This is a genomic window from Actinomyces sp. oral taxon 897 (genome assembly GCF_002999235.1).
Lineage (GTDB): Bacteria > Actinomycetota > Actinomycetes > Actinomycetales > Actinomycetaceae > Actinomyces.
This window is the reverse complement of the sequence record NZ_CP027236.1, coordinates 2,346,120-2,363,628: the sequence shown is the minus strand read 5'-3', so window position 1 is coordinate 2,363,628 and position 17,509 is coordinate 2,346,120. Positions and strand designations below refer to the sequence as shown.

Genomic DNA, 17,509 nt, shown 5'->3' with positions numbered 1-17,509 from the left:
CGGGTCCGACGACGTCGGGCGCGTGCCGGCGTGGTGCGTCAGATATCGAGGAAGCGGACGTCTGCGGCGTTGCGCTGGATAAAGGAGCGGCGCTGCTCGACGTCGTCGCCCATGAGGACGGCGAAGGTCTCGTCAGCGTCAGCGGCCTCGTCCAGGGTCACCTTCTTGAGGATGCGGCGCGCCGGGTCCATGGTGGTCTCCCACAGCTCGTGGTCGTTCATCTCCCCCAGCCCCTTGTAGCGCTGGATACCGCCGTCCTTGGGCAGGCGCCGCCCGGCCGCCCGGCCCGCCTCCAGGAGCTGGTCGCGCTCGGCGTCGGAGTAGGCGAACTCGTGGTCGGTGCCGGTCCACTTGAGGCGGTACAGCGGGGGCATGGCGATGTAGGCGTGGCCGTGCTCGATAATGGGGCGCATGTAGCGGAAGAGCAGGGTCAGCAGGAGGGTGGCAATGTGCTGGCCGTCGACGTCGGCGTCGGCCATAATGACGATCTTGTGGTAGCGCAGCCTGGAGAGGTCGAAGTCCTCGCCGATACCGGTACCGAAGGCGGTAATGAGGTTGCGGATCGTCTCGGACGACAGGGCGCGGTCCAGGCGCGCCTTCTCCACGTTCAGGATCTTGCCGCGGATAGGCATAATGGCCTGGAACTCCGGGTCGCGACCGCCCACGGCGGAGCCGCCGGCGGAGTCGCCCTCCACGATAAAGATCTCGCTGCGGGTGGCGTCGCGGCTGGAGCAGTCACGCAGCTTGCCGGGCATGGAGGCGGACTCCAGGACGCCCTTGCGGCGGGTGGCCTCGCGCGCCTTGCGGGCCGCCAGGCGGGCGGCGGCGGCCTGACCGGCCTTGACAATGACGGCCTTGGCGTCGGCCGGGTGGGAGTCGAGCCAGTCGCCGAGCTGGGCGTAGACGGTCTGCTGGACGAATGTGCGGGCCTCGGTGTTGCCGAGCTTGGTCTTGGTCTGCCCCTCGAACTGGGGCTCGGAGAGCTTGACGGATATGACCGCGGTCAGTCCCTCACGGATGTCGTCACCGGTGAGGTTGTCGTCCTTGTCCTTGAGCAGGCCCTTCTCCCGGGCGTACTTGTTGACCAGGGTGGTCAGGGCCGTGCGGAACCCCTCCTCGTGGCTGCCGCCCTCGGTGGTGTTAATGGTGTTGGCGTAGGTGTGCACCGACTCGGAGTAGGCGCTCGTCCACTGCATGGCGATCTCCAGGCTGATGGAGCGTCTCTCGTCCAGCTGCTGCTCGGCCTCGAAGTCGATAATGTCGGGGTGGATGAGCTCCACCTTCTTGGAGGTGTTGAGGAAGTGCACGTAGTCCCGCAGGCCGTGGTCGTAGCGGTAGGAGACCTCCCGGTGCCCGGGGACCGGGTCGTCGGCGGGGCCGGCCTCGTCACCGGTGATCTCGTCACCGGCGTCCACGGCGGTGGGGCGCTCGTCGGTCAGGGTGATGCGCAGGCCCTTGTTGAGGAAGGCCATCTGCTGGAACCGGCGGCGCAGGGTCTCGAAGTCGAACACCGTGGTCTCGAAGATAGCCGGGTCGGGGTAGAAGGTCTGGGTGGTGCCGGTGGACGAGGTCTCCTCGCCCCTGACGAGCTCGGTGACGGGGCGGCCGCCGTCGGCGAACGACATGCGCCAGGCGTAGCCCTGGCGGCGCACCAGGGTGTCCACCCGGGTGGACAGGGCGTTGACCACGGAGATGCCCACACCGTGCAGGCCGCCGGAGACGGCGTAGCCGCCGCCGCCGAACTTGCCGCCGGCGTGGAGGATGGTCATGACCACCTCGACGGTGGGCCTGTGCTCCGTGGGGTGCTCGTCCACCGGGATGCCGCGGCCGTTGTCGCTCACGCGCACCCCGCCGTCGGCCAGGAGGGTGACCTCGATGTGGTCGCAGAAGCCCGCGAGGGCCTCGTCCACGGAGTTGTCCACGACCTCGTAGACGAGGTGGTGCAGCCCGCGCTCCCCGGTGGAGCCGATGTACATGCCGGGCCGCTTGCGGACGGCCTCCAGCCCCTCGAGGACGGTGATGTCGCTGGCACCGTAGTCAGCGGCCCCGTTGGTGGGGTCAGGGGTCACAGCAATGTCCTCAGCCACGTGTTCGTTGCTCCTCACGTCGGGCGCGTCAGGACGCTGCGGGGCGTTCCTGGCCCTCGGGCCGCGCGCACGTAGGTGGGTACCTGCGGCGGGTCCTGGGCGCACCATGGGCAGTTTCACCGCATTCTATCGCGGCCTGACCTGGGCACTGACCGCCGACGGCGTGGCGCGGGACGTGCCGCCTGTCACCTCCCGCTGACGCGGGGCGCAGGTAAGCCGTACCGTCAGTTCCTCCGTCCCTTAAGACGCATGGTGGTGCGACGTCCTACCTTGTTCTCACGGCTGAGACGGCGCTCCTGGTCCCGCCAGGCGCGCGCGTCGGTGCGTTGGCGCAGGCGTGAGGACTCGGCGCTCATGCGGAGGTAACGCTCCACGCGCGCAGCGTCGAGGCTGCCCTCGCCGACGGCCTGGCGCACGGCGCAGCCGGGCTCGTCCTGGTGGCGGCAGTCGGTAAAACGGCAACGGGCGGCGACGGAGACAACGTCCGCGAAGGTCTCATCGACCGCATCGGCGTCCGTGGTGGAGGCCAGGGCGCGGACACCTGGGGTGTCGATGACCAGACAGCCTCGCCCGGCCACCAGGCCGCGGGAGGTGGTCGTGTGGCGCCCCTTGGCGTCGCCCTGCCGCACTGGCCCGGTGGCGAGATCCGTGCCCAGAAGGGTGTTGGTGAGGGTGGACTTGCCAGCACCAGAGCGTCCCAGCAGCACGGCAGTGCCAGCCTCGGCCAGGGCGTCGGCCAGTCCGGCCAGCCCCTGGTGGGAGTGGGAGGAGACCACATGGACGGCGTCGACCAGGGCGCCCAGCTCCCCAGCGGCACGTTCAGCTTGCTCAGAGTCAACCAGATCAGCTTTGGTGAGCACGAGCCAGACAGAGGTACCCGCGGAGTGGGCAAGAGCGGTGAGACGTTCAACGCGTCCAGCCGACACCTCAGGCACAAAGGGCTCGACAATGACCAGGACGTCAACGTTGGCGGCGACGGGCTGCTCGTGGGAGTCCCGGCCGGCGGAGGGGCGAGCGAGGTAGGTACGACGCGCCAGGACGGTGTGGACGCGGCCGGTGGTGTCAACAGCGAGCCAGTCCCCGACGACCGGCGGCCAGGCCTCGTCGTCGCGGTGGCCAGGTCGCCCCAGCGCGATCGTGCGGGCGGTCACGGGGGTGTCGGCGAGGGCGTCGGCGGCGGCAGTGACGACATCAATAGCTGAGCGGTGCACGCAGGTCACACGTGCCGGGGCGAGGGTCTCACCGGTATCCATGGCGGCGACAGCCAGGTGAGCTCGCCAGCGTTCGTCCAAGCCGTAGTCGGCCAGTGTCAGGCCGCCTCGCCCGGTGGCGTCAGACGGTGTCATAGCGTGTTCCCTGACGTAGTCGGTGGACGGCGACCTGGCTGACGACCAGGCCGGCGGCGCACCAGACGGCGCTCAACGCCAGGTCACGCAGGACCAGGGCGGGGCCACCTGCGGTGAGCGTGCTGACGGCACCGCTGAGCGGAGTGACCTGGGACACGACACGCAGCCACGCGGGGTAGGCGGAGACGGGGACGATGACGCCGACGAGCACGGGCAGGGCGCTGGCGAGCAGGGTGGCGCCGAGGTAGGGGTCGGGCAGGCTCACGCCCAGGCCAGCGGCACCCACCCCCAGGAGCACCCCGCAGGCCAGGGCGCCGAGGCTGAGCAGAAGCACCCGGGCGAGCAGGGCGACGTCGTGCCCCGGGGAGAGGACGAAGACCGCGCCGACAGACAGGACCCCGGTCACAGTAGCCAGCGCCAGCGGCACGAGGCTGACGGCGAGCCAGTAGGCGGGGTCGAGGCGGCGCAGGGTGCACACCTCCTGGAAGACGCCGAGGTTGCGGTCGGTGGCGACGGCGCTGACGACCCCGGAGGCGACGGTGACGGCGAGGCTGACCAGGCAGGCGGCGTAGCCGGTGCGCACGAGGTCGTCGGAGGCCAGGTCGGCCCCCATGAGGACGTCAAAGGCGATGTCGAGCAGGGGCAGCAGGGCCAGGGTGGTGACGGCGGTACCGACGGTGGCGAAGGTGACGGAGGAGGCCCAGGAGACCCGGGCACCGGAGACGACACGGGTGAGGAACGCCACTCACACCACCTCCAGGGTCCCGGTGCGGGTGGCGCGGACCAGGGCGGCCCGTCCCAGCAGACCCGCCAGGGCGGCCCAGGCGAGCGTCGAGCACGTCCAGCCGGCCAGGGCGCCGACGCTGATGGGGCCGCCGAGCAGCACCTGCACGGGCAGGCCCACCGGCAGGAGCCGGCTGAGGGGCTGGAGCCAGCCAGGCGCGCCCGAGCCGAGGAAGGTCAGGCCGGAGAGCAGGAAGACGGGCACGAGCAGGAGGCCCTCGTAGCTGATGGCGTTGGGCGTGAGGACGAACAGCGCGGCCACGGCCAGGCTCAGTGCCACGGCGCCGAGCCACAGCATGAGCGTGCCGGCCGCCACCCCGGCCAGGCGCCGCCAGGAGGGGGCGTGGACGGACCAGGACAGCAGCGACCAGGTCGCCCAGGACAGGGGCAGGGCGAGCACGCCGAAGCTGGCGGCCGCGCTGACCACGGCGGCCAGTGAGCGCAGCGCCCCCACGGGGGCGAGCACCAGGTGGACCAGGGTGCCCTTGTAACGCTCGAACCCGATAATGCCCGCCGCGCACGTCGCCGTGCTCCACAGACCGATGACGCCCCCACGCACCCAGACCACGGTCGGGGTGACGCCGTGCCAGGCGTTGAAGGCCAGGTACTGCACGAGCGTCGTGCTGAGAGTGGCGACGACCATGACCTGGATGAAGTAGGGGACCGACACGAACTGGCGCACGTGGAACGCCGTCATACGAATCTGGCGCCTCACCGGTCCAGCCTCCTGGCCAGTGCCAGGTAGGCCTGCTCCAGGCTCGCCGGGCGCGTGAGCAGGTCGTCGGGCTCGCCCAGGCCGTGGCGCTCAAGCAGCGCGCTCAGGGCCCGCCTACCGGCGTCGACGGCCTGCTGGCCGCCGTCAACGGGCCAGGAGACGGTCAGCGCCCAGTTCGAGGAGCTAGGGCGCTGGGTGACCACGACGCCGCGCCCCAGCACGCCGCGCAGCTCCTCGTCCAGGCCGGCGGCGCGCCCCGGCAGGGTCAGCGTGGTCACGGCCAGCACGCCCGCGTGGCGCGCCACGTCGGCCACCGTCCCGCGTACCTCGATACGGCCCGCGCCAATGACGGAGATGGTGTCCGCCAGCTCCTCGATCTCCGGCATCGTGTGCGAGGTCAGCAGGACGCCCACCCCGCTGGCGGCGACCTCGGCGACCGTCTGGCGCACCTGCAGGGAGATGTCCGGGTCCAGGCCGTTGGTCGGCTCGTCGAGCAGGAGCAGGCGGGGCCTGCCCAGCAGGGCGCGGGCGAGGTGCAGGCGCTGGCGCATGCCCCGGGAGAGGGCCGAGGCCCTGCGGTCCGCGGCGTCTGACAGGCCGACCTGCTCCAGGGCGCCGTTCACCGCGCTCGCGCGGTCCCCGCGGGCCACACCCTGCAGGTCGGCGAAGAAAAGGAGGTTCTGGCGGGCGCTGGCACGCGGGTAGAAGCCCAGGTCACCGCCCAGCACCAGCCCCAGGCGACGTCTGGCCCGGCGCGGGTGGGCCACGGCGTCCACGCCGTCGACGCGCACCGAGCCCGAGGTGGGCAGCAGCAGCGTGGCGCACATGCGCACCGTCGTCGTCTTGCCCGCGCCGTTGGGGCCCAGGAGCGCGTGCACCTGGCCGGCCCCGACCCTCAGCGAGACGTCGGCCACCGCCTGGAACCGGCCCCTGTCGAACGTGCGCGCGAGGTGCTCAGCCTCAAGAACCGCCTCAGTCATGGACCCCCTTCAGACCAAGAGGATCAGTCTCGACCAAGCTGGCGACAGATTCGGCGGCATCTGTTCTCCCTGTCTTGAACAACGATGCGGCCAGTATTTCCCTCGACCCGCGGATAGCTCTGATCGCACCAATCGGGTAGTTCCGCCAGAAAGCCTCCCTTGCCAACTTCTCAGCCATCGGCAGGTCCCCAACGATATAGGCCGTATAGGAAGCCTCAGCTAGCGCCTCGCCCAGATAATCAAAAGAGTTCATTCTACAAAAATTGACATTTTCGAGCATCACATCCATCGCCTGACTCTGAAGCCCGTCAAGCAGGAGCAGCTGCGTCATATTTATTGACACCTGACTCTTATACCTACAGGCGCGCGAGTAGTCATCTGCGGCTATATCCGACCTGCTGATGTACGCCATTAGATGCCGAGAAGACTCTTCTAGTGCACTAAAAGCATCACCTCCGCCCCTCAGGAGGCGAAGCGCATTGAGATTATCAAGCAGAGCCGCATTGACCTCCGCATCACTATCTTTCAAATACGACCGCGCTGTGCGCATTTGTTTCGCAGATGCTACGTCGTCGCGTTCACGCTTAAGCAGGAATGCTGCAGCACGATGATGGGCCCCATATGCTTCAGAAGAGTTGACAGCAGCTTCCGACGCGGCCTCAAATAGCGGCATGCAATTGGCGTCACCAAGAGCCGCTAGAACAACACCGGAATGGATAAGCAAGGAATAATCGTTCGACTTGCACACCGACTTCATTCGCGTCTTGATCCCTGCGGCCACCGCTTCATAGTCGCCGAAGAATAGAATTATCGAATCGATCACACTGGCGAGGTTTGCCAAATCTTCTTGAACGATACGCTCTTCGATGAGTTTCGGGGAGATCTGAGGGACACCAAAGATCTTGCAGTGTTCCTTATAAAAAATTTTAGGGTCTGGTATTAGCCGAACCCCTAGGTCCGTCACATAGAATGGCGCGCCTATACTTCGTGCGTACCGATATAGTCCGCCCGACAGTGACGAACAAGCAACCGATATCCTTTCAGCCAGAGCCGGAGACGAGGGGTATCGGTGACCTGTCGCCTCAATAAAAACAAGATGCGCAAAAATACTGTCCATCGATACCCTCGTCTCCGGTTACTGAGTGTTGACGCAGACCGCTACGTTATAAGGGGCTTACCCTGCACCTATCACTCAGGGCGAGGTGACGCACCATGGTTCCACGCGCCCATCAACATAGCGAAGCGGTCCTCAACGTCCTCCCTCTCAAGGGAATCGACAATGCTCTGTGCCTTTGACATGCACCAACACCTCCTCTCTAAACCTCCTGCATCATAATGAGGGCCACGAAACAAGACAGAAACATAACGCTGTCACCCGTACGTGTCCCTTGGCCCGCGTGAGCCCCGCACGGCCACCCGCTCGCGGCGCCAGGTGGGGCTGGCCGGTCCCAGGACGCGGATCTCGACGGCCCCCGCCCCCGGCTCCAGCGCCCCGGCCACGGCCCGCTCGATACCGGGCATGAGGAGGCGCAGCTGCTGGGCCCAGGCCGAGGAGCTGGCCCGCAGGGTGATCCGCCCGGGCGCGAAGTGCTCCACGCGGGCGTGCTGGGCCACCTGGGAGCCCACGATCTGCTCCCAGCGCACCGATATCCTGGCCACGGCCAGCATCCCGGCCCAGCCGTGCTCCCGGGCGTAGCGGCGCAGCGCCCTGCCCCCGATCTGCGGGTCAAAGCGTGTGGGCCCGGGACGGTCCCGCCCCGGGGACAGGCCGGGGCTGCGGTCATCGGCCTGGTCGTCGTGAGCGGGCCGACGGCGTCGCTGGTCCCAGGGGGCGACCCCCTCCTGCGCGCCCACCAGGCTGGCGCCGGCGCGCAGGGAGGTGCGCACCACCCCGGCCTCCCAGGCCTGGCGGCGTGAGCGGGCCAGGAGACGCCGCGCCAGGGAGTCCCGGTCCGGCGCCGTGGGCCGTGGCGAGGCGGCGCCCAGCGGTCCACTGGCACCGGGAGTCCCGGTAGCATCAGGAGCACCAGGGGCCCCGGCAGCCGGGACGCCCGGTGAAGCATCCAGCGCACCAGGGCGAGCAGCCATCTCAGGGGCCCCAGCAGCCGCAGGAGCCCTAAGGGCCCCAGCAGCCGCGCTCCCTCCGCTGACCCCACGCCTACGGGCAGGTGGCGGTTCAGACACGGGTGACCGCCCCGTCGTGCACCCGGAACCGGGCCCCGGCCAGCTCGTCCGGCACGTCCTGGTCGACCGCCGAGGTCAGCAGCACCTGCTGGGCGCCGGCCACGAGCCCGGCCAGGGCCCGGCGGCGGCGCTCGTCCAGGGAGGCGAAGACGTCGTCGAGGACGAGGACCGGCTCGCCGTCGCCCCCCAGGGCGTCCACGTCGGCCCGGAGCATCTCGTAGGAGGCCAGGCGCAGCGCCAGCGCCAGGGACCACTGCTCCCCGTGGGAGGCGAAGCCCTTGGCGGGCAGGGAGCCCAGGAACAGCGAGAGGTCGTCACGGTGGGCGCCCACCAGGTTCGCGCCGCGCTCGATCTCCCGACGGCGCAGGTCGGCCATGGCCGTCTCCAGCCTCGCGGCGGTGGCGGGCACGTCCCGCAGGCCCTCCTCGTCCTGCACCCAGGCCTGCGGCCCGGGGACGGGATCGGGCCTGCCCTCGTGGGCCAGGAGGCTGGAGCGGTAGGCCAGCGCGGCCTGGCGGGAGGCGTCGGCGGCCCCCTCGCTGACGGCGGCGTAGGCGCCCTCCAGCCAGGGGCGCAGGCGAGAGACGACGTCGACCCGTGCGGCGATCAGGCGGGCGGCGCTGGCGGCGAGCTGGGCGTCCCAGACCTCCAGGGTGGTGAGCACGGAGCCGGTGGGGCCCCGCGAGGCGCCGTGGGCGCGGGCGGACTTCAGCAGGCTGGCGCGCTGGGCGAGGATCTTCTCGTGCTCGGTGCGCGTGGCGGCTAGGGCGGGGCGCAGCGCCACGGCGAGGTCGTCCAGGAGGCGACGGCGCCCACCCGGTTCCCCGGCCACGAGGACCAGGTCCTCGGGGGCGAAGACGACCGTGCGCAGCACCCCGAGCAGGTCGCGCGGACGGCACGCCCCCCGGTTGAGGCGGGCCCGGTTGGCCTTGCCCGAGATGATCTCGATCTCAATGACGCTGGGGCGCTGGCCGCGGACCACCTTGGCGCGCACGACGGCGCCGCCGGGCTGCTCCTCACCGGGCCCGGCCCGTCGGACCAGGGCGGTCTCGGCGCCGACGCGGTGGCTGGAGAGCGTGGAGAGGTAGCCGACCGCCTCCACCAGGTTGGTCTTGCCCTGGCCGTTGGCCCCGATCAGGGCCGTGGGCCCGGCCTTCAGGCTCAGGACCAGGTGGTGGTAGGACCGGAAGTCGTCCAGCGCCAGGTCAGAGACGTACACCCGCGTGTCCCGGGCGGGGTCAGGCCCCGAAGCGGATGGGCATTAGGAGGTACCGGAAGGTCGGATCCACCTCGCCGCCGACGGACTCCACACCGGTGAGCACGGCCGGCTTGGAGGGGTGGGTGAAGTCGAAGCAGACGTAGGGCCTGGTGATCGCCCCCAGGCCGTCCAGGAGGTAGCCGGGGTTGAAGGCCGTGGAGATGTCCTCGCCGTCCAGGTGCGCCACCAGGGACTCGGAGGCCTGGGCGTCGTCGCCCTGCCCGGCGTTGAGGATCAGCTCCCCGTCGGTGAAGGCCAGGTGGATCGGGGTGGAGCGGTCCGCGACCAGGGCGACGCGACGCACCGCGGCGATCAGCTCCTCCCGGCCGACCGTGGCGTGGATGGCCGTGGACTGGGGGAACAGGCGCAGGACCGGCGGGTAGTCGCCGTCGGTCAGCAGGGAGGTGGTGCGCCGCCCCCCGGCCTCGAAGCCGATGAGGGCGCTGGTGGGGGAGTCGGGCTCGGTCAGGGCCACCGTGACGTCGCCCGAGGAGGTCAGGGACTTGGCGACGTCGGACAGGGTACGGGCCTTGAGCAGCGCCGAGGTGGACAGGGCCTGGTTGGTGGGGGACCAGCCCAGGGTGCGCACCGCCAGGCGGTAGCGGTCGGTGGCCATGAGGGTGAGGGCCTGGCCCTCGACCTCCATGCGGATGCTGGTGAGCAGGGGGAGGGTCTCGTCGCGCGAGGCGGCCACGGAGACCTGGGCGACGGCGCGGGCCAGGTCGTGGGCGTCAATGGTGCCGGCGGTGGCTGGCATGGCGGGCAGGGCCGGGTAGTCGTCCGCGGCCATGGCGGCCAGGGCGAAGCGGGCCGAGCCGCAGGTGACGGTCACCTTGGTGCCCTCGACCTCCAGGTCCACGGGCTTGGCGGGCAGTGCCTTGGCGATGTCGGCCAGGAGACGGCCGGAGACCAGGACCACGCCCTCCTCCTCGACCTCGGCAGGCACCTCGCAGTGGGCGGAGACCTCGTAGTCGAAGGAGGCCAGGACCAGGGAGGTCTCGGTGGCCTCCAGGCGCACGCCGGCCAGGACGGGTACGGGAGGACGAGCCGGGACGGAGCGCGCTGTCCAGGTCACTGCCTCGGCCAGGACGTCGCGGTCAACCCGGAGCTTCATAGAGTGCCTCCCTGAGCAGTGGGCCGCAGCCCTGACGACAAGCCAGCCCCGCAGATACCACGGGTAGGTACCACGGACGGGGCGATCCACATGGATTCTAGACGCACACCGCCGGTCCGCGTCCACGCCAGCGTGTCGGTGGGGCTCCACGGGGCCCCCGGCAGTGCGCGTCCGTCCTGCTACGACACCCCTTTGCGTCTCGTCGCCCTGCGCACGTCCACCTGGTTACCGGCGTCCTCGTGCCTCGCCGCCTTTGGGGACGGGCGCCGCCTCGCCCCTGGCTCTCCGGCTCCGGGCTCTCCCGGGCCCCTGGTTCTCCCGCCGGTGGAGTGGTGGTACCGGGACGGTGCCCGAGGCGAGGCCAACGCCATGTGTCCTGGGTCACGGCATCTTCTGCGTCCGGGCATGCTGTGTCCGCGGCGCCTACGTTGGCAGCCTTGTTCGATCTCGTGGTAGGGAACAGGTTGTAGTTGTAGTAGGTAGTGTGGATCCTGGGGGAAACCCGGTTTTCCGGCGTCATGACGCCGCTGGGGGGTGTGGACTAACAGGTGTGTAGTTCGGTGGGTTCCGCAGCGGATCTGTGGACGGCACAGCAGCTCCCACTGGCTGTCCCCAGAAGAGGGGTCCGGGATCCACATGCTGAGGCGGGGTTGTCCACCGTCTTCCCACAGGTTTGTCCACAGGCTGGGGGACGCCGTCGGCCCCCTGTGTTCTCCACAGGCTGGGGATAAGTGGTATCGACATGTGGATATCCGGGCCTGTGGCCCTCCCTCAGCTCGAGGCGGCCTGCTTAATGCGGCTGGTCAGCTCCGTGACCTGGGTGAAGGTGGAGCGGCGCTCGGCCATGAGGGTGCGGATCTTCTTGTCCGCGCTCATGACGGTGGTGTGGTCGCGGCCACCGAACTCGCGCCCGATCTTGGGCAGGGACAGGTCGGTGAGCTCGCGGCACAGGTACATGGCGATGTGGCGGGCGTTGACGATGAGGCGGGAGCGGTTGGCGCCGCACAGGTCGTCCAGGGTGATGCCGAAGTAGTCGGCGGTCTGCCCCATAATGAGGGTGGTCGTGATCTCCTGGCCGGCCGGGTCGGAGATAATGTCCTTGAGGACCATCTCCGCCAGGGTCTGGTCGATGGGCTGCTTGTTCAGGGAGGCGAACGCCGTCACGCGGATGAGGGCGCCCTCCAGCTCGCGGATGTTCGTGGTGACGCGGGAGGCGATGTACTCCAGCACGTCCAGGGGCAGGTCCAGGCCCTCGGCGCGGGCCTTGCGCGAGAGGATCGCGATGCGGGTCTCCAGGTCCGGGGGCTGCACGTCCGCCAGCAGGCCCCACTCGAAGCGGGAGCGCAGGCGCTCGTCCAGGCCCCCCAGCGCCTTGGGCGGCTGGTCGGAGGTGAGGACCACCTGCTTGCCCGAGGAGTGCAGGGCGTTGAAGGTGTGGAAGAACTCCTCCAGGGTGGACTCCTTGCCCTCCAGGAACTGGATGTCGTCCACCAGGAGGATGTCGACGTCCCGGTAGCGGCGCTTGAAGGACTCCAGGCGGCCGTCGTCGCGGTTGCCGTCACGCAGGCAGGCGATGAAGTCCGCAGTGAACTCCTCGGAGTTGACGTACTTGACGCGGACCTGGGGGTTGAGGGTACGCGCGTAGTGGCCGATGGCGTGCAGGAGGTGGGTCTTGCCCAGGCCGGAGCCCCCGTAGATGAACAGGGGGTTGTAGGCGCGGGCAGGCGCCTCCGCCACGGCGATGGCGGTGGCGTGGGCGAACCGGTTGGAGGCGCCGGTGACGTAGGTGTCAAAGGTGTAGCGCGGGTTGAGGCGGGTGCCGTCGCTGCCGGGGGTGCTCTGGCTGACGCCGGGTGCGGCGGGTGCGGTGGGTGCGACGATGAGCGGGCGCCCGGGGTGGAAGGCGACGGTCGGGGTGCCGGCCTGCGGCGTGGTGGGTGGTACGTAGACGTGGCGGCCGGCCCGCTCCGGGGTGGGGGTCAGGGGCTCCCCGGACCAGCGCTGACGGCTGGCGCCCGGCTCCTGGGTGGGGGTCAGGGGGGTGGAGGCCGACGGCGAGGCGGAGGCCGCCCCCGGCACCGGTGTCATGCCGGACGGGGGGGTGGGCAGCACCCGTGGGGCGAAGGTCGGTGCGGCTGGCGGGATGGGGACGATGGGTGCGCGAGGGAAGACCGGGGCGGAGTTCTCCAGGCTGGTGTCGACAATGACCTCGAAGGGGACGTCGGTCCCGGCGACGCTGGCCAGCGCCCGGCTGATGGGGCCGCGTGACTGCTCGACAATGTCCTTGGCGAACCCGGAGCCGACCACCAGGACGAGGGTGCCGTCGACGTCGATGACACGGGTCATGCGGATAATGGACACCTTGCCCTGCCCGAGCTCCCCTGAGGACGCAAGCGCCTCAAGGGCCGAGAGCCACATGGTGGTTGCGGTATCAGGCACCTCTGTCTCCTGGTCGAGCTGGTGGCGAGCCTGCGGGCCTCACCGTGGGAACCCATCATGCTGTTTTTCCACAGAGTTGTCCACATGTGGGGACAACCTCCTGCGTGAGGTGCCGAGGGGCGGTGCCGCGCCGTAGCGGGGCTGTGGACGACGAGGTCCGGTCCCGCTGTGGGAGAGGAAGTCCACAGCTTGTGTGTTCACGCCTTACCACAGGCTGTGACAGGGGTGGGAAAGCAGGTTTTCCACAGGCCCCGGGGGCCGGTAGGGGCTGGTATCCCGCCGGTTGATCAGGATCTGCCGGGTGTGCCCAACCCTGTGGATAACCAGGGTCGGGAAGGCCGGTTGTCCACAGGGGGCTGTGGACAACCATGGGGAGGGGTTGGTGAGGGGGCCTGGGGACAAAGCTGGGGACAGAGTGGGGATAACCTCGGGGCCGGTTCCGCACCGCGCCGGGGCGGTGGCTCACGCTGGGGCAGAGTGCGGCTCGCGACCGTACGGGTGGCTCGCCCGCGGCTGGTCGAGCCCGCGGCAGCGGTCTCGCGGTCGTGTGGGCTGAGGCGGGTGCCCACGGGCGGCGGCGCCCAGCTCGGTCAGGCGGCGGGCGGATCGCGACCGTGTGGACGGGTGTTGATACCGGCGACACCGGGCATGTGCAGCCCGGAGTGGCTCGCGACCGTACGGGTGGCTCGCCCGGGCTGTACGCCCTGGTGGACCGTCCGGCCCCCGACCGCACGTGTTCAGGTTCTCACCGAGGCCGCGTAGGAGGCGTTTGACCACCCCTGCGGGCTCCCCGTACTGTAGTGAGGACGTTCGCGCGGAGTCACGCCCCACACCACGGGGCAGCCGCGGGAGCGACCGTGCCGCGAAGCCTCGTGCCGCACGGCTGCCGAATCTTCCGACCAGGAGTACACCCGTGACCAAGCGGACATACCAGCCCAACAACCGTCACCGCGCCAAGGTGCACGGTTTCCGCAAGCGCATGAGCACCCGTGCCGGCCGCGCCATCCTGGCCGCGCGCCGTCGCAAGGGCCGCGCGCGCCTCGCTGCCTGAGGTGCTTGACGCGGCGCACCGGATGCTGCGCAGCGATGACTTTGCTGTCGCAGTCAGGTCCGGCGTGCGCAGCGGCAACCGTAGGATCGTGGTCCACTACCGCGCCGGCGAGACCGGGGACACCTCCCCGGCGCTCGTCGGCGTCGTCGTTCCCAAGAAGCAGGTGGCCCGGGCCACGCACCGCAACCGCATTAAGCGTCGGCTGCGTGCCCTCATGCGCGCGCGCGTGGACACCCTGGCCCCGGGCAGCCGACTCGTCGTGCGGGGCCTGGCGGGTGCGGACGGCGCCTCCAGCCGGCAGCTGGGGGCCGACGTCGACCACCTCCTGGCGCGCTGCCGGGACCTGAGCGCCCAGGGACGGCGGCGGTGAGCCTGCCCGGGGGAGGCGTCCCGGCGCGCCTCCTGGTGTCCGCCGTGCGCTGGTACCAGCGCACCATCTCCCCGGCCTTCCCCCCGCGGTGCCGCTACTACCCCTCCTGCTCGGCCTACGCCGTTGAGGCCCTCGCGGTGCACGGGGCCCTCAAGGGAGGCCTGCTGGCCCTCTGGCGCCTGGCGCGCTGCAACCCCCTCACCCCCGGGGGTGTCGACCACGTCCCGGACCCGGGACGGTGGCGCTACCACTATCCCCACGACGTTCCCCGCTTCGCACTCACCGCGCATGAGGACCATGTGCTCAGCGAGCGGGACCAGCACACCAAGGAGTGTTGATGGACAATATGCTGTGGCCGCTCAAGGTCGCCGTCGCCTGGGTCATGGTGCGTATCCATGACTTCCTCGTGCTTATCGGGTTCCCCGAGGGTGCCGGCGTGGCGTGGGTGCTCTCCATCGTCGGCCTGACCATCTTTATGCGCATCCTCATTATGCCCCTGTTCGTGCGCCAGATCCGCGCCTCTAGGGGTATGCAGCTCATGCAGCCCGAGCTCCAGGCGCTCCAGGCCAAGTACAAGGGAAAGAAGGACCCGGCCTCCCGGCAGCGCCAGCAGGAGGAGATGATGGCGCTCTACCGCAAGCACGGGGCCAACCCGCTGTCCTCCTGCTGGCCGATCCTGCTGCAGATGCCGGTGTTCTTCGCGCTCTTCAGGGTGCTGGCCTCCCTCCAGGCGGTCGCCAGCCACACCTACGCCGGTCACGACTCCATCGGCCCCCTCACCGCGGAGCTGGCCGAGCAGGTCCAGAACTCCAAGGTGTTCGGCGCCAGCCTGTCGTCCTCCTTCATGAACTCCTCGCAGACGAGCGTCAAGATCGTGACCGTGGTGCTCATTGTCATAATGTCCATCACCCAGTGGTACACCATGGCGCAGCTGAGCACCAAGAACATGCCCGAGTCGGCGAAGGGCAAGGACAACCCCATGATGCGTTCCCAGCGCATTATGATGACGGTCATGCCGATCTTCTTCGCCTTTACCGGCATTAACTTCCAGATCGGCGTCCTGGTGTACTGGGTGACCACCAACGTGTGGACCATGGGCCAGCAGTTCTTCACCATCCGCAAGATGCCCGCCCCCGGGTCCGCCGCGGAGAAGGCCTGGAGGGAGCGTGAGAACGCCAAGCGCGCCCGCAAGGGCCGTCCCTCCCTGGAGGAGGAAGAGGCCGCCCAGGCCCTGGCCGACGGCATTGAGCTGGGCGGCCAGCGGGTCCAGCCGGTGCGCAAGGACCGCCAGAAGAAGAGCCGTCCCCTGCCCGTGACCTCGGAGGCGCAGACTGAGGACGCCGGGTCCAAGGATCCGGCCTCGGAGAGCACCAACGCCTTCGGGCTCACCAGCGAGGAGATCGCCCGACGCCGGTACGAGAGGCGTGCCCGGCAGCGTCAGCAGCGCAAGAACAAGAACAAGAAGAAGCGCTGAGTTCCAACCCCGTCATCCTGAGAAGAAATGGACTGCCCATGACTGAGAACACCACCGGCTCCGCCACCATGAAGCGTCTGGAGGAGGAGGGCGAGGTCGGTGCCGACTACCTCGAGGAGCTCCTCGATATCGCTGACCTCGGCGGTGACATTGACATTGACGTCGATCACGGCCGCGCCTCCGTCGCCATTGTCGCCTCTGAGGAGGGGGACGAGCGCGACCTCGCCGACCTCGTGGGCCGCGACGGCGAGGTCCTCGAGGCCGTCCAGGAGCTCACCCGCCTGGCCGTCCAGGCACGCACGGGTAACCGCTCCCGCCTCATGCTGGACATTAACGGCTACCGTGCCAGGCGTCGGGTGGAGCTGACCGGTATCGCCCAGGCCGCCGTGGAGAAGGTCCTGGCTACCGGCCAGGCTGTGTCCCTGGAGCCCATGAACCCCTTTGAGCGCAAGGTCTGTCACGATGTCGTCGCTGCTGCGGGCCTGGTCTCGGAGTCCGAGGGCGCCGAGCCCCACCGTCACGTCGTGGTCCAGCCCGTCGAGGACGAGGAGGATACGGGCAACGACGTCAATGGTGATGACGTGGAAGACGAGACTATTGAGGACGGTAGGTCGTGAGCGAGCAGAAGGTGAATGTCTCTGAGGCGAATGTTCCAGAGGTGAATATCTCGGAGGCAAATGTCCCGGAGGTGGCTGAGCGCTCGGGGCCGGAGTCTGGCGCGCACCAGTCCGGTGCCGGTCACTCTGACCGGCCCGAGACTAGTGGTGCGGGCCAGACTCAGGCCGGTGGCGTGGATCGGTCTGAGGTTGACTCTGACCGGCCTGACACCGCCCGGCCTGCGGGGCATGCCGCGACGTCGCACCGGCACCACCATGTCCAGGGCTCCCACTGCTCCCTGCCCGACTGCGCCCGGCGCGAGGCCGAGGAGGCCAGGGAGGCTGCTGCCGCGGCCGCTGGCGCAGGGGTGGCCGGTACGGCTGACGCGCAGGCGCCCGACAGGACCGGTGCGCAGGTCGCGGCCGTGCGAGGCACCGACGACACGGGCGCGACCGGGGGCGTGGACGCCACCGGGACCGACCTGGAGCAGCCCTCCCAGGAGGTGCGTGACCTCTTTGGCCTGGCCTTCGCGGGGGCGGAGCACTTTGCGCAGATGCTGGCCGAGGAGGGGCAGCTGCGCGGACTGGTCGGACCGCGCGAGCTCCCACGCCTGTGGAGCCGTCATATTGTCAACTCCGCGGCGGTCGTCCCCTTCCTGCCCTCGCGGGGGACGGTGGTGGACGTCGGTTCCGGGGCCGGCTTCCCGGGTGTGGTGGTCGCCCTGCTGCGTCCGGACCTGGAGGTGACGCTCATGGAGGCCATGGAGCGCCGCGTGGAGTGGCTCGACGTCGTCGTCGAGGAGCTTGGGCTGGATAACGTCACCGTCCGACGGGCCCGGGCGGAGGAGGTCGGGGAGCAGTACGACGTCGTGACGGCACGTGCGCTGGCCAACCTGTCCAAGCTGGTCCGGCTGACCGCGAGGCTGGTGCGTCCTGGCGGGGCGATCCTCGCGCTCAAGGGCTCCCGGGCGGAGGCCGAGGTCGAGGAGGCCAGGTACGTTATTAAGAAGGCGCGGTTCAGGCCCGCGGTGGTGCACGATGTGGTGGCGCCGGGGGAGGAGCTGACCAAGGTGGTGGAGTTGAGGCGGACTCGCTGAATATATGTGATAATA

The 17,509-nt window shown here is 69.5% G+C and carries 16 protein-coding genes; 6 read left to right on the top strand and 10 right to left on the bottom strand.

What is annotated here, in order from left to right:
* Nucleotides 1-38: 38 nt before the first annotated feature.
* The 10 genes from gyrB to dnaA all read right to left on the bottom strand — a co-directional run bounded on the left by gyrB (nucleotide 39) and on the right by dnaA (nucleotide 12,906).
* Nucleotides 39-2,075: a DNA topoisomerase (ATP-hydrolyzing) subunit B gene (gene gyrB / locus C3V41_RS09425; RefSeq protein ID WP_254423743.1), complete on the bottom strand. Its 2,037-nt coding sequence runs from the start codon at nucleotides 2,073-2,075 to the stop codon at nucleotides 39-41.
* A 236-nt stretch (nucleotides 2,076-2,311) separates the two neighbouring features.
* Nucleotides 2,312-3,433, bottom strand: a complete 1,122-nt coding sequence (rsgA, locus tag C3V41_RS09420; protein WP_106110048.1) for a ribosome small subunit-dependent GTPase A — start codon at nucleotides 3,431-3,433, stop codon at nucleotides 2,312-2,314.
* On the bottom strand, nucleotides 3,420-4,178 hold the full coding sequence (locus tag C3V41_RS09415; protein WP_106110047.1) for an ABC transporter permease: 759 nt from the start codon (nucleotides 4,176-4,178) through the stop codon (nucleotides 3,420-3,422). The genes rsgA and C3V41_RS09415 overlap by 14 nt, the downstream gene beginning before the upstream one ends.
* The gene (locus tag C3V41_RS09410) at nucleotides 4,179-4,931 is read right to left on the bottom strand and encodes an ABC transporter permease (protein ID WP_254423555.1); all 753 of its coding nucleotides are present in this window, start codon (nucleotides 4,929-4,931) and stop codon (nucleotides 4,179-4,181) included.
* Nucleotides 4,928-5,911 carry an ABC transporter ATP-binding protein gene (locus tag C3V41_RS09405; RefSeq protein ID WP_106110046.1) on the bottom strand — a complete coding sequence of 328 codons (984 nt, stop codon included), beginning with the start codon at nucleotides 5,909-5,911 and terminating at the stop codon, nucleotides 4,928-4,930. Before C3V41_RS09405 ends, C3V41_RS09410 begins: the two co-directional genes overlap by 4 nt.
* Nucleotides 5,904-7,028, bottom strand: coding sequence for a hypothetical protein (locus C3V41_RS12890; protein ID WP_129591546.1), 1,125 nt, complete (start codon nucleotides 7,026-7,028; stop codon nucleotides 5,904-5,906). The genes C3V41_RS09405 and C3V41_RS12890 overlap by 8 nt, the downstream gene beginning before the upstream one ends.
* A gap of 254 nt (nucleotides 7,029-7,282) precedes the next feature.
* Entirely contained in the window at nucleotides 7,283-7,999 is a 717-nt protein-coding gene (locus C3V41_RS09395) for a DUF721 domain-containing protein (protein WP_106110044.1), read from the bottom strand.
* Between the two features lie 88 nt (nucleotides 8,000-8,087).
* Nucleotides 8,088-9,314 carry a DNA replication/repair protein RecF gene (recF, locus tag C3V41_RS09390; RefSeq protein WP_106110043.1) on the bottom strand — a complete coding sequence of 409 codons (1,227 nt, stop codon included), beginning with the start codon at nucleotides 9,312-9,314 and terminating at the stop codon, nucleotides 8,088-8,090.
* Between the two features lie 19 nt (nucleotides 9,315-9,333).
* On the bottom strand, nucleotides 9,334-10,467 hold the full coding sequence (dnaN, locus tag C3V41_RS09385) for a DNA polymerase III subunit beta (protein WP_106110042.1): 1,134 nt from the start codon (nucleotides 10,465-10,467) through the stop codon (nucleotides 9,334-9,336).
* A gap of 771 nt (nucleotides 10,468-11,238) precedes the next feature.
* The gene (gene dnaA, locus C3V41_RS09380) at nucleotides 11,239-12,906 is read right to left on the bottom strand and encodes a chromosomal replication initiator protein DnaA (RefSeq protein WP_106110041.1); all 1,668 of its coding nucleotides are present in this window, start codon (nucleotides 12,904-12,906) and stop codon (nucleotides 11,239-11,241) included.
* A 913-nt stretch (nucleotides 12,907-13,819) separates the two neighbouring features.
* Here dnaA and rpmH point away from each other — a divergent pair.
* The 6 genes from rpmH (at nucleotide 13,820) to rsmG (ending at nucleotide 17,494) form a co-directional block, all read left to right on the top strand.
* Nucleotides 13,820-13,957 (top strand): 50S ribosomal protein L34, encoded by a 138-nt coding sequence (gene rpmH, locus C3V41_RS09375; RefSeq protein ID WP_106110040.1) that lies wholly within the window; start codon nucleotides 13,820-13,822, stop codon nucleotides 13,955-13,957.
* A 22-nt stretch (nucleotides 13,958-13,979) separates the two neighbouring features.
* Nucleotides 13,980-14,327, top strand: a complete 348-nt coding sequence (gene rnpA, locus C3V41_RS09370) for a ribonuclease P protein component (RefSeq protein WP_106110039.1) — start codon at nucleotides 13,980-13,982, stop codon at nucleotides 14,325-14,327.
* A complete protein-coding gene (gene yidD, locus C3V41_RS09365; RefSeq protein ID WP_106110038.1) occupies nucleotides 14,324-14,665 on the top strand; it encodes a membrane protein insertion efficiency factor YidD in 342 nt (113 codons plus the stop codon). The genes rnpA and yidD overlap by 4 nt, the downstream gene beginning before the upstream one ends.
* The gene (gene yidC, locus C3V41_RS09360; protein WP_106110037.1) at nucleotides 14,665-15,801 is read left to right on the top strand and encodes a membrane protein insertase YidC; all 1,137 of its coding nucleotides are present in this window, start codon (nucleotides 14,665-14,667) and stop codon (nucleotides 15,799-15,801) included. Before yidD ends, yidC begins: the two co-directional genes overlap by 1 nt.
* 38 nt (nucleotides 15,802-15,839) lie before the next feature.
* A complete protein-coding gene (locus C3V41_RS09355) occupies nucleotides 15,840-16,418 on the top strand; it encodes a Jag family protein (protein WP_106110036.1) in 579 nt (192 codons plus the stop codon).
* A 440-nt stretch (nucleotides 16,419-16,858) separates the two neighbouring features.
* The gene (gene rsmG / locus C3V41_RS09350; RefSeq protein WP_106110786.1) at nucleotides 16,859-17,494 is read left to right on the top strand and encodes a 16S rRNA (guanine(527)-N(7))-methyltransferase RsmG; all 636 of its coding nucleotides are present in this window, start codon (nucleotides 16,859-16,861) and stop codon (nucleotides 17,492-17,494) included.
* Nucleotides 17,495-17,509 lie beyond the last annotated feature (15 nt).

Excerpts from the sequence above, each read along its gene's own strand:
- rsgA (WP_106110048.1), bottom strand. The coding sequence starts at position 3,433 with ATGACACCGTCTGACGCCACCGGGCGAGGCGGCCTGACACTGGCCGAC.
- C3V41_RS09405 (WP_106110046.1), bottom strand. The coding sequence starts at position 5,911 with ATGACTGAGGCGGTTCTTGAGGCTGAGCACCTCGCGCGCACGTTCGAC.
- C3V41_RS12890 (WP_129591546.1), bottom strand. The coding sequence starts at position 7,028 with ATGGACAGTATTTTTGCGCATCTTGTTTTTATTGAGGCGACAGGTCAC.
- C3V41_RS09395 (WP_106110044.1), bottom strand. The coding sequence starts at position 7,999 with ATGGCTGCTCGCCCTGGTGCGCTGGATGCTTCACCGGGCGTCCCGGCT.
- dnaN (WP_106110042.1), bottom strand. The coding sequence starts at position 10,467 with ATGAAGCTCCGGGTTGACCGCGACGTCCTGGCCGAGGCAGTGACCTGG.
- rnpA (WP_106110039.1), top strand. The coding sequence starts at position 13,980 with ATGCTGCGCAGCGATGACTTTGCTGTCGCAGTCAGGTCCGGCGTGCGC.
- yidC (WP_106110037.1), top strand. The coding sequence starts at position 14,665 with ATGGACAATATGCTGTGGCCGCTCAAGGTCGCCGTCGCCTGGGTCATG.
- C3V41_RS09355 (WP_106110036.1), top strand. The coding sequence starts at position 15,840 with ATGACTGAGAACACCACCGGCTCCGCCACCATGAAGCGTCTGGAGGAG.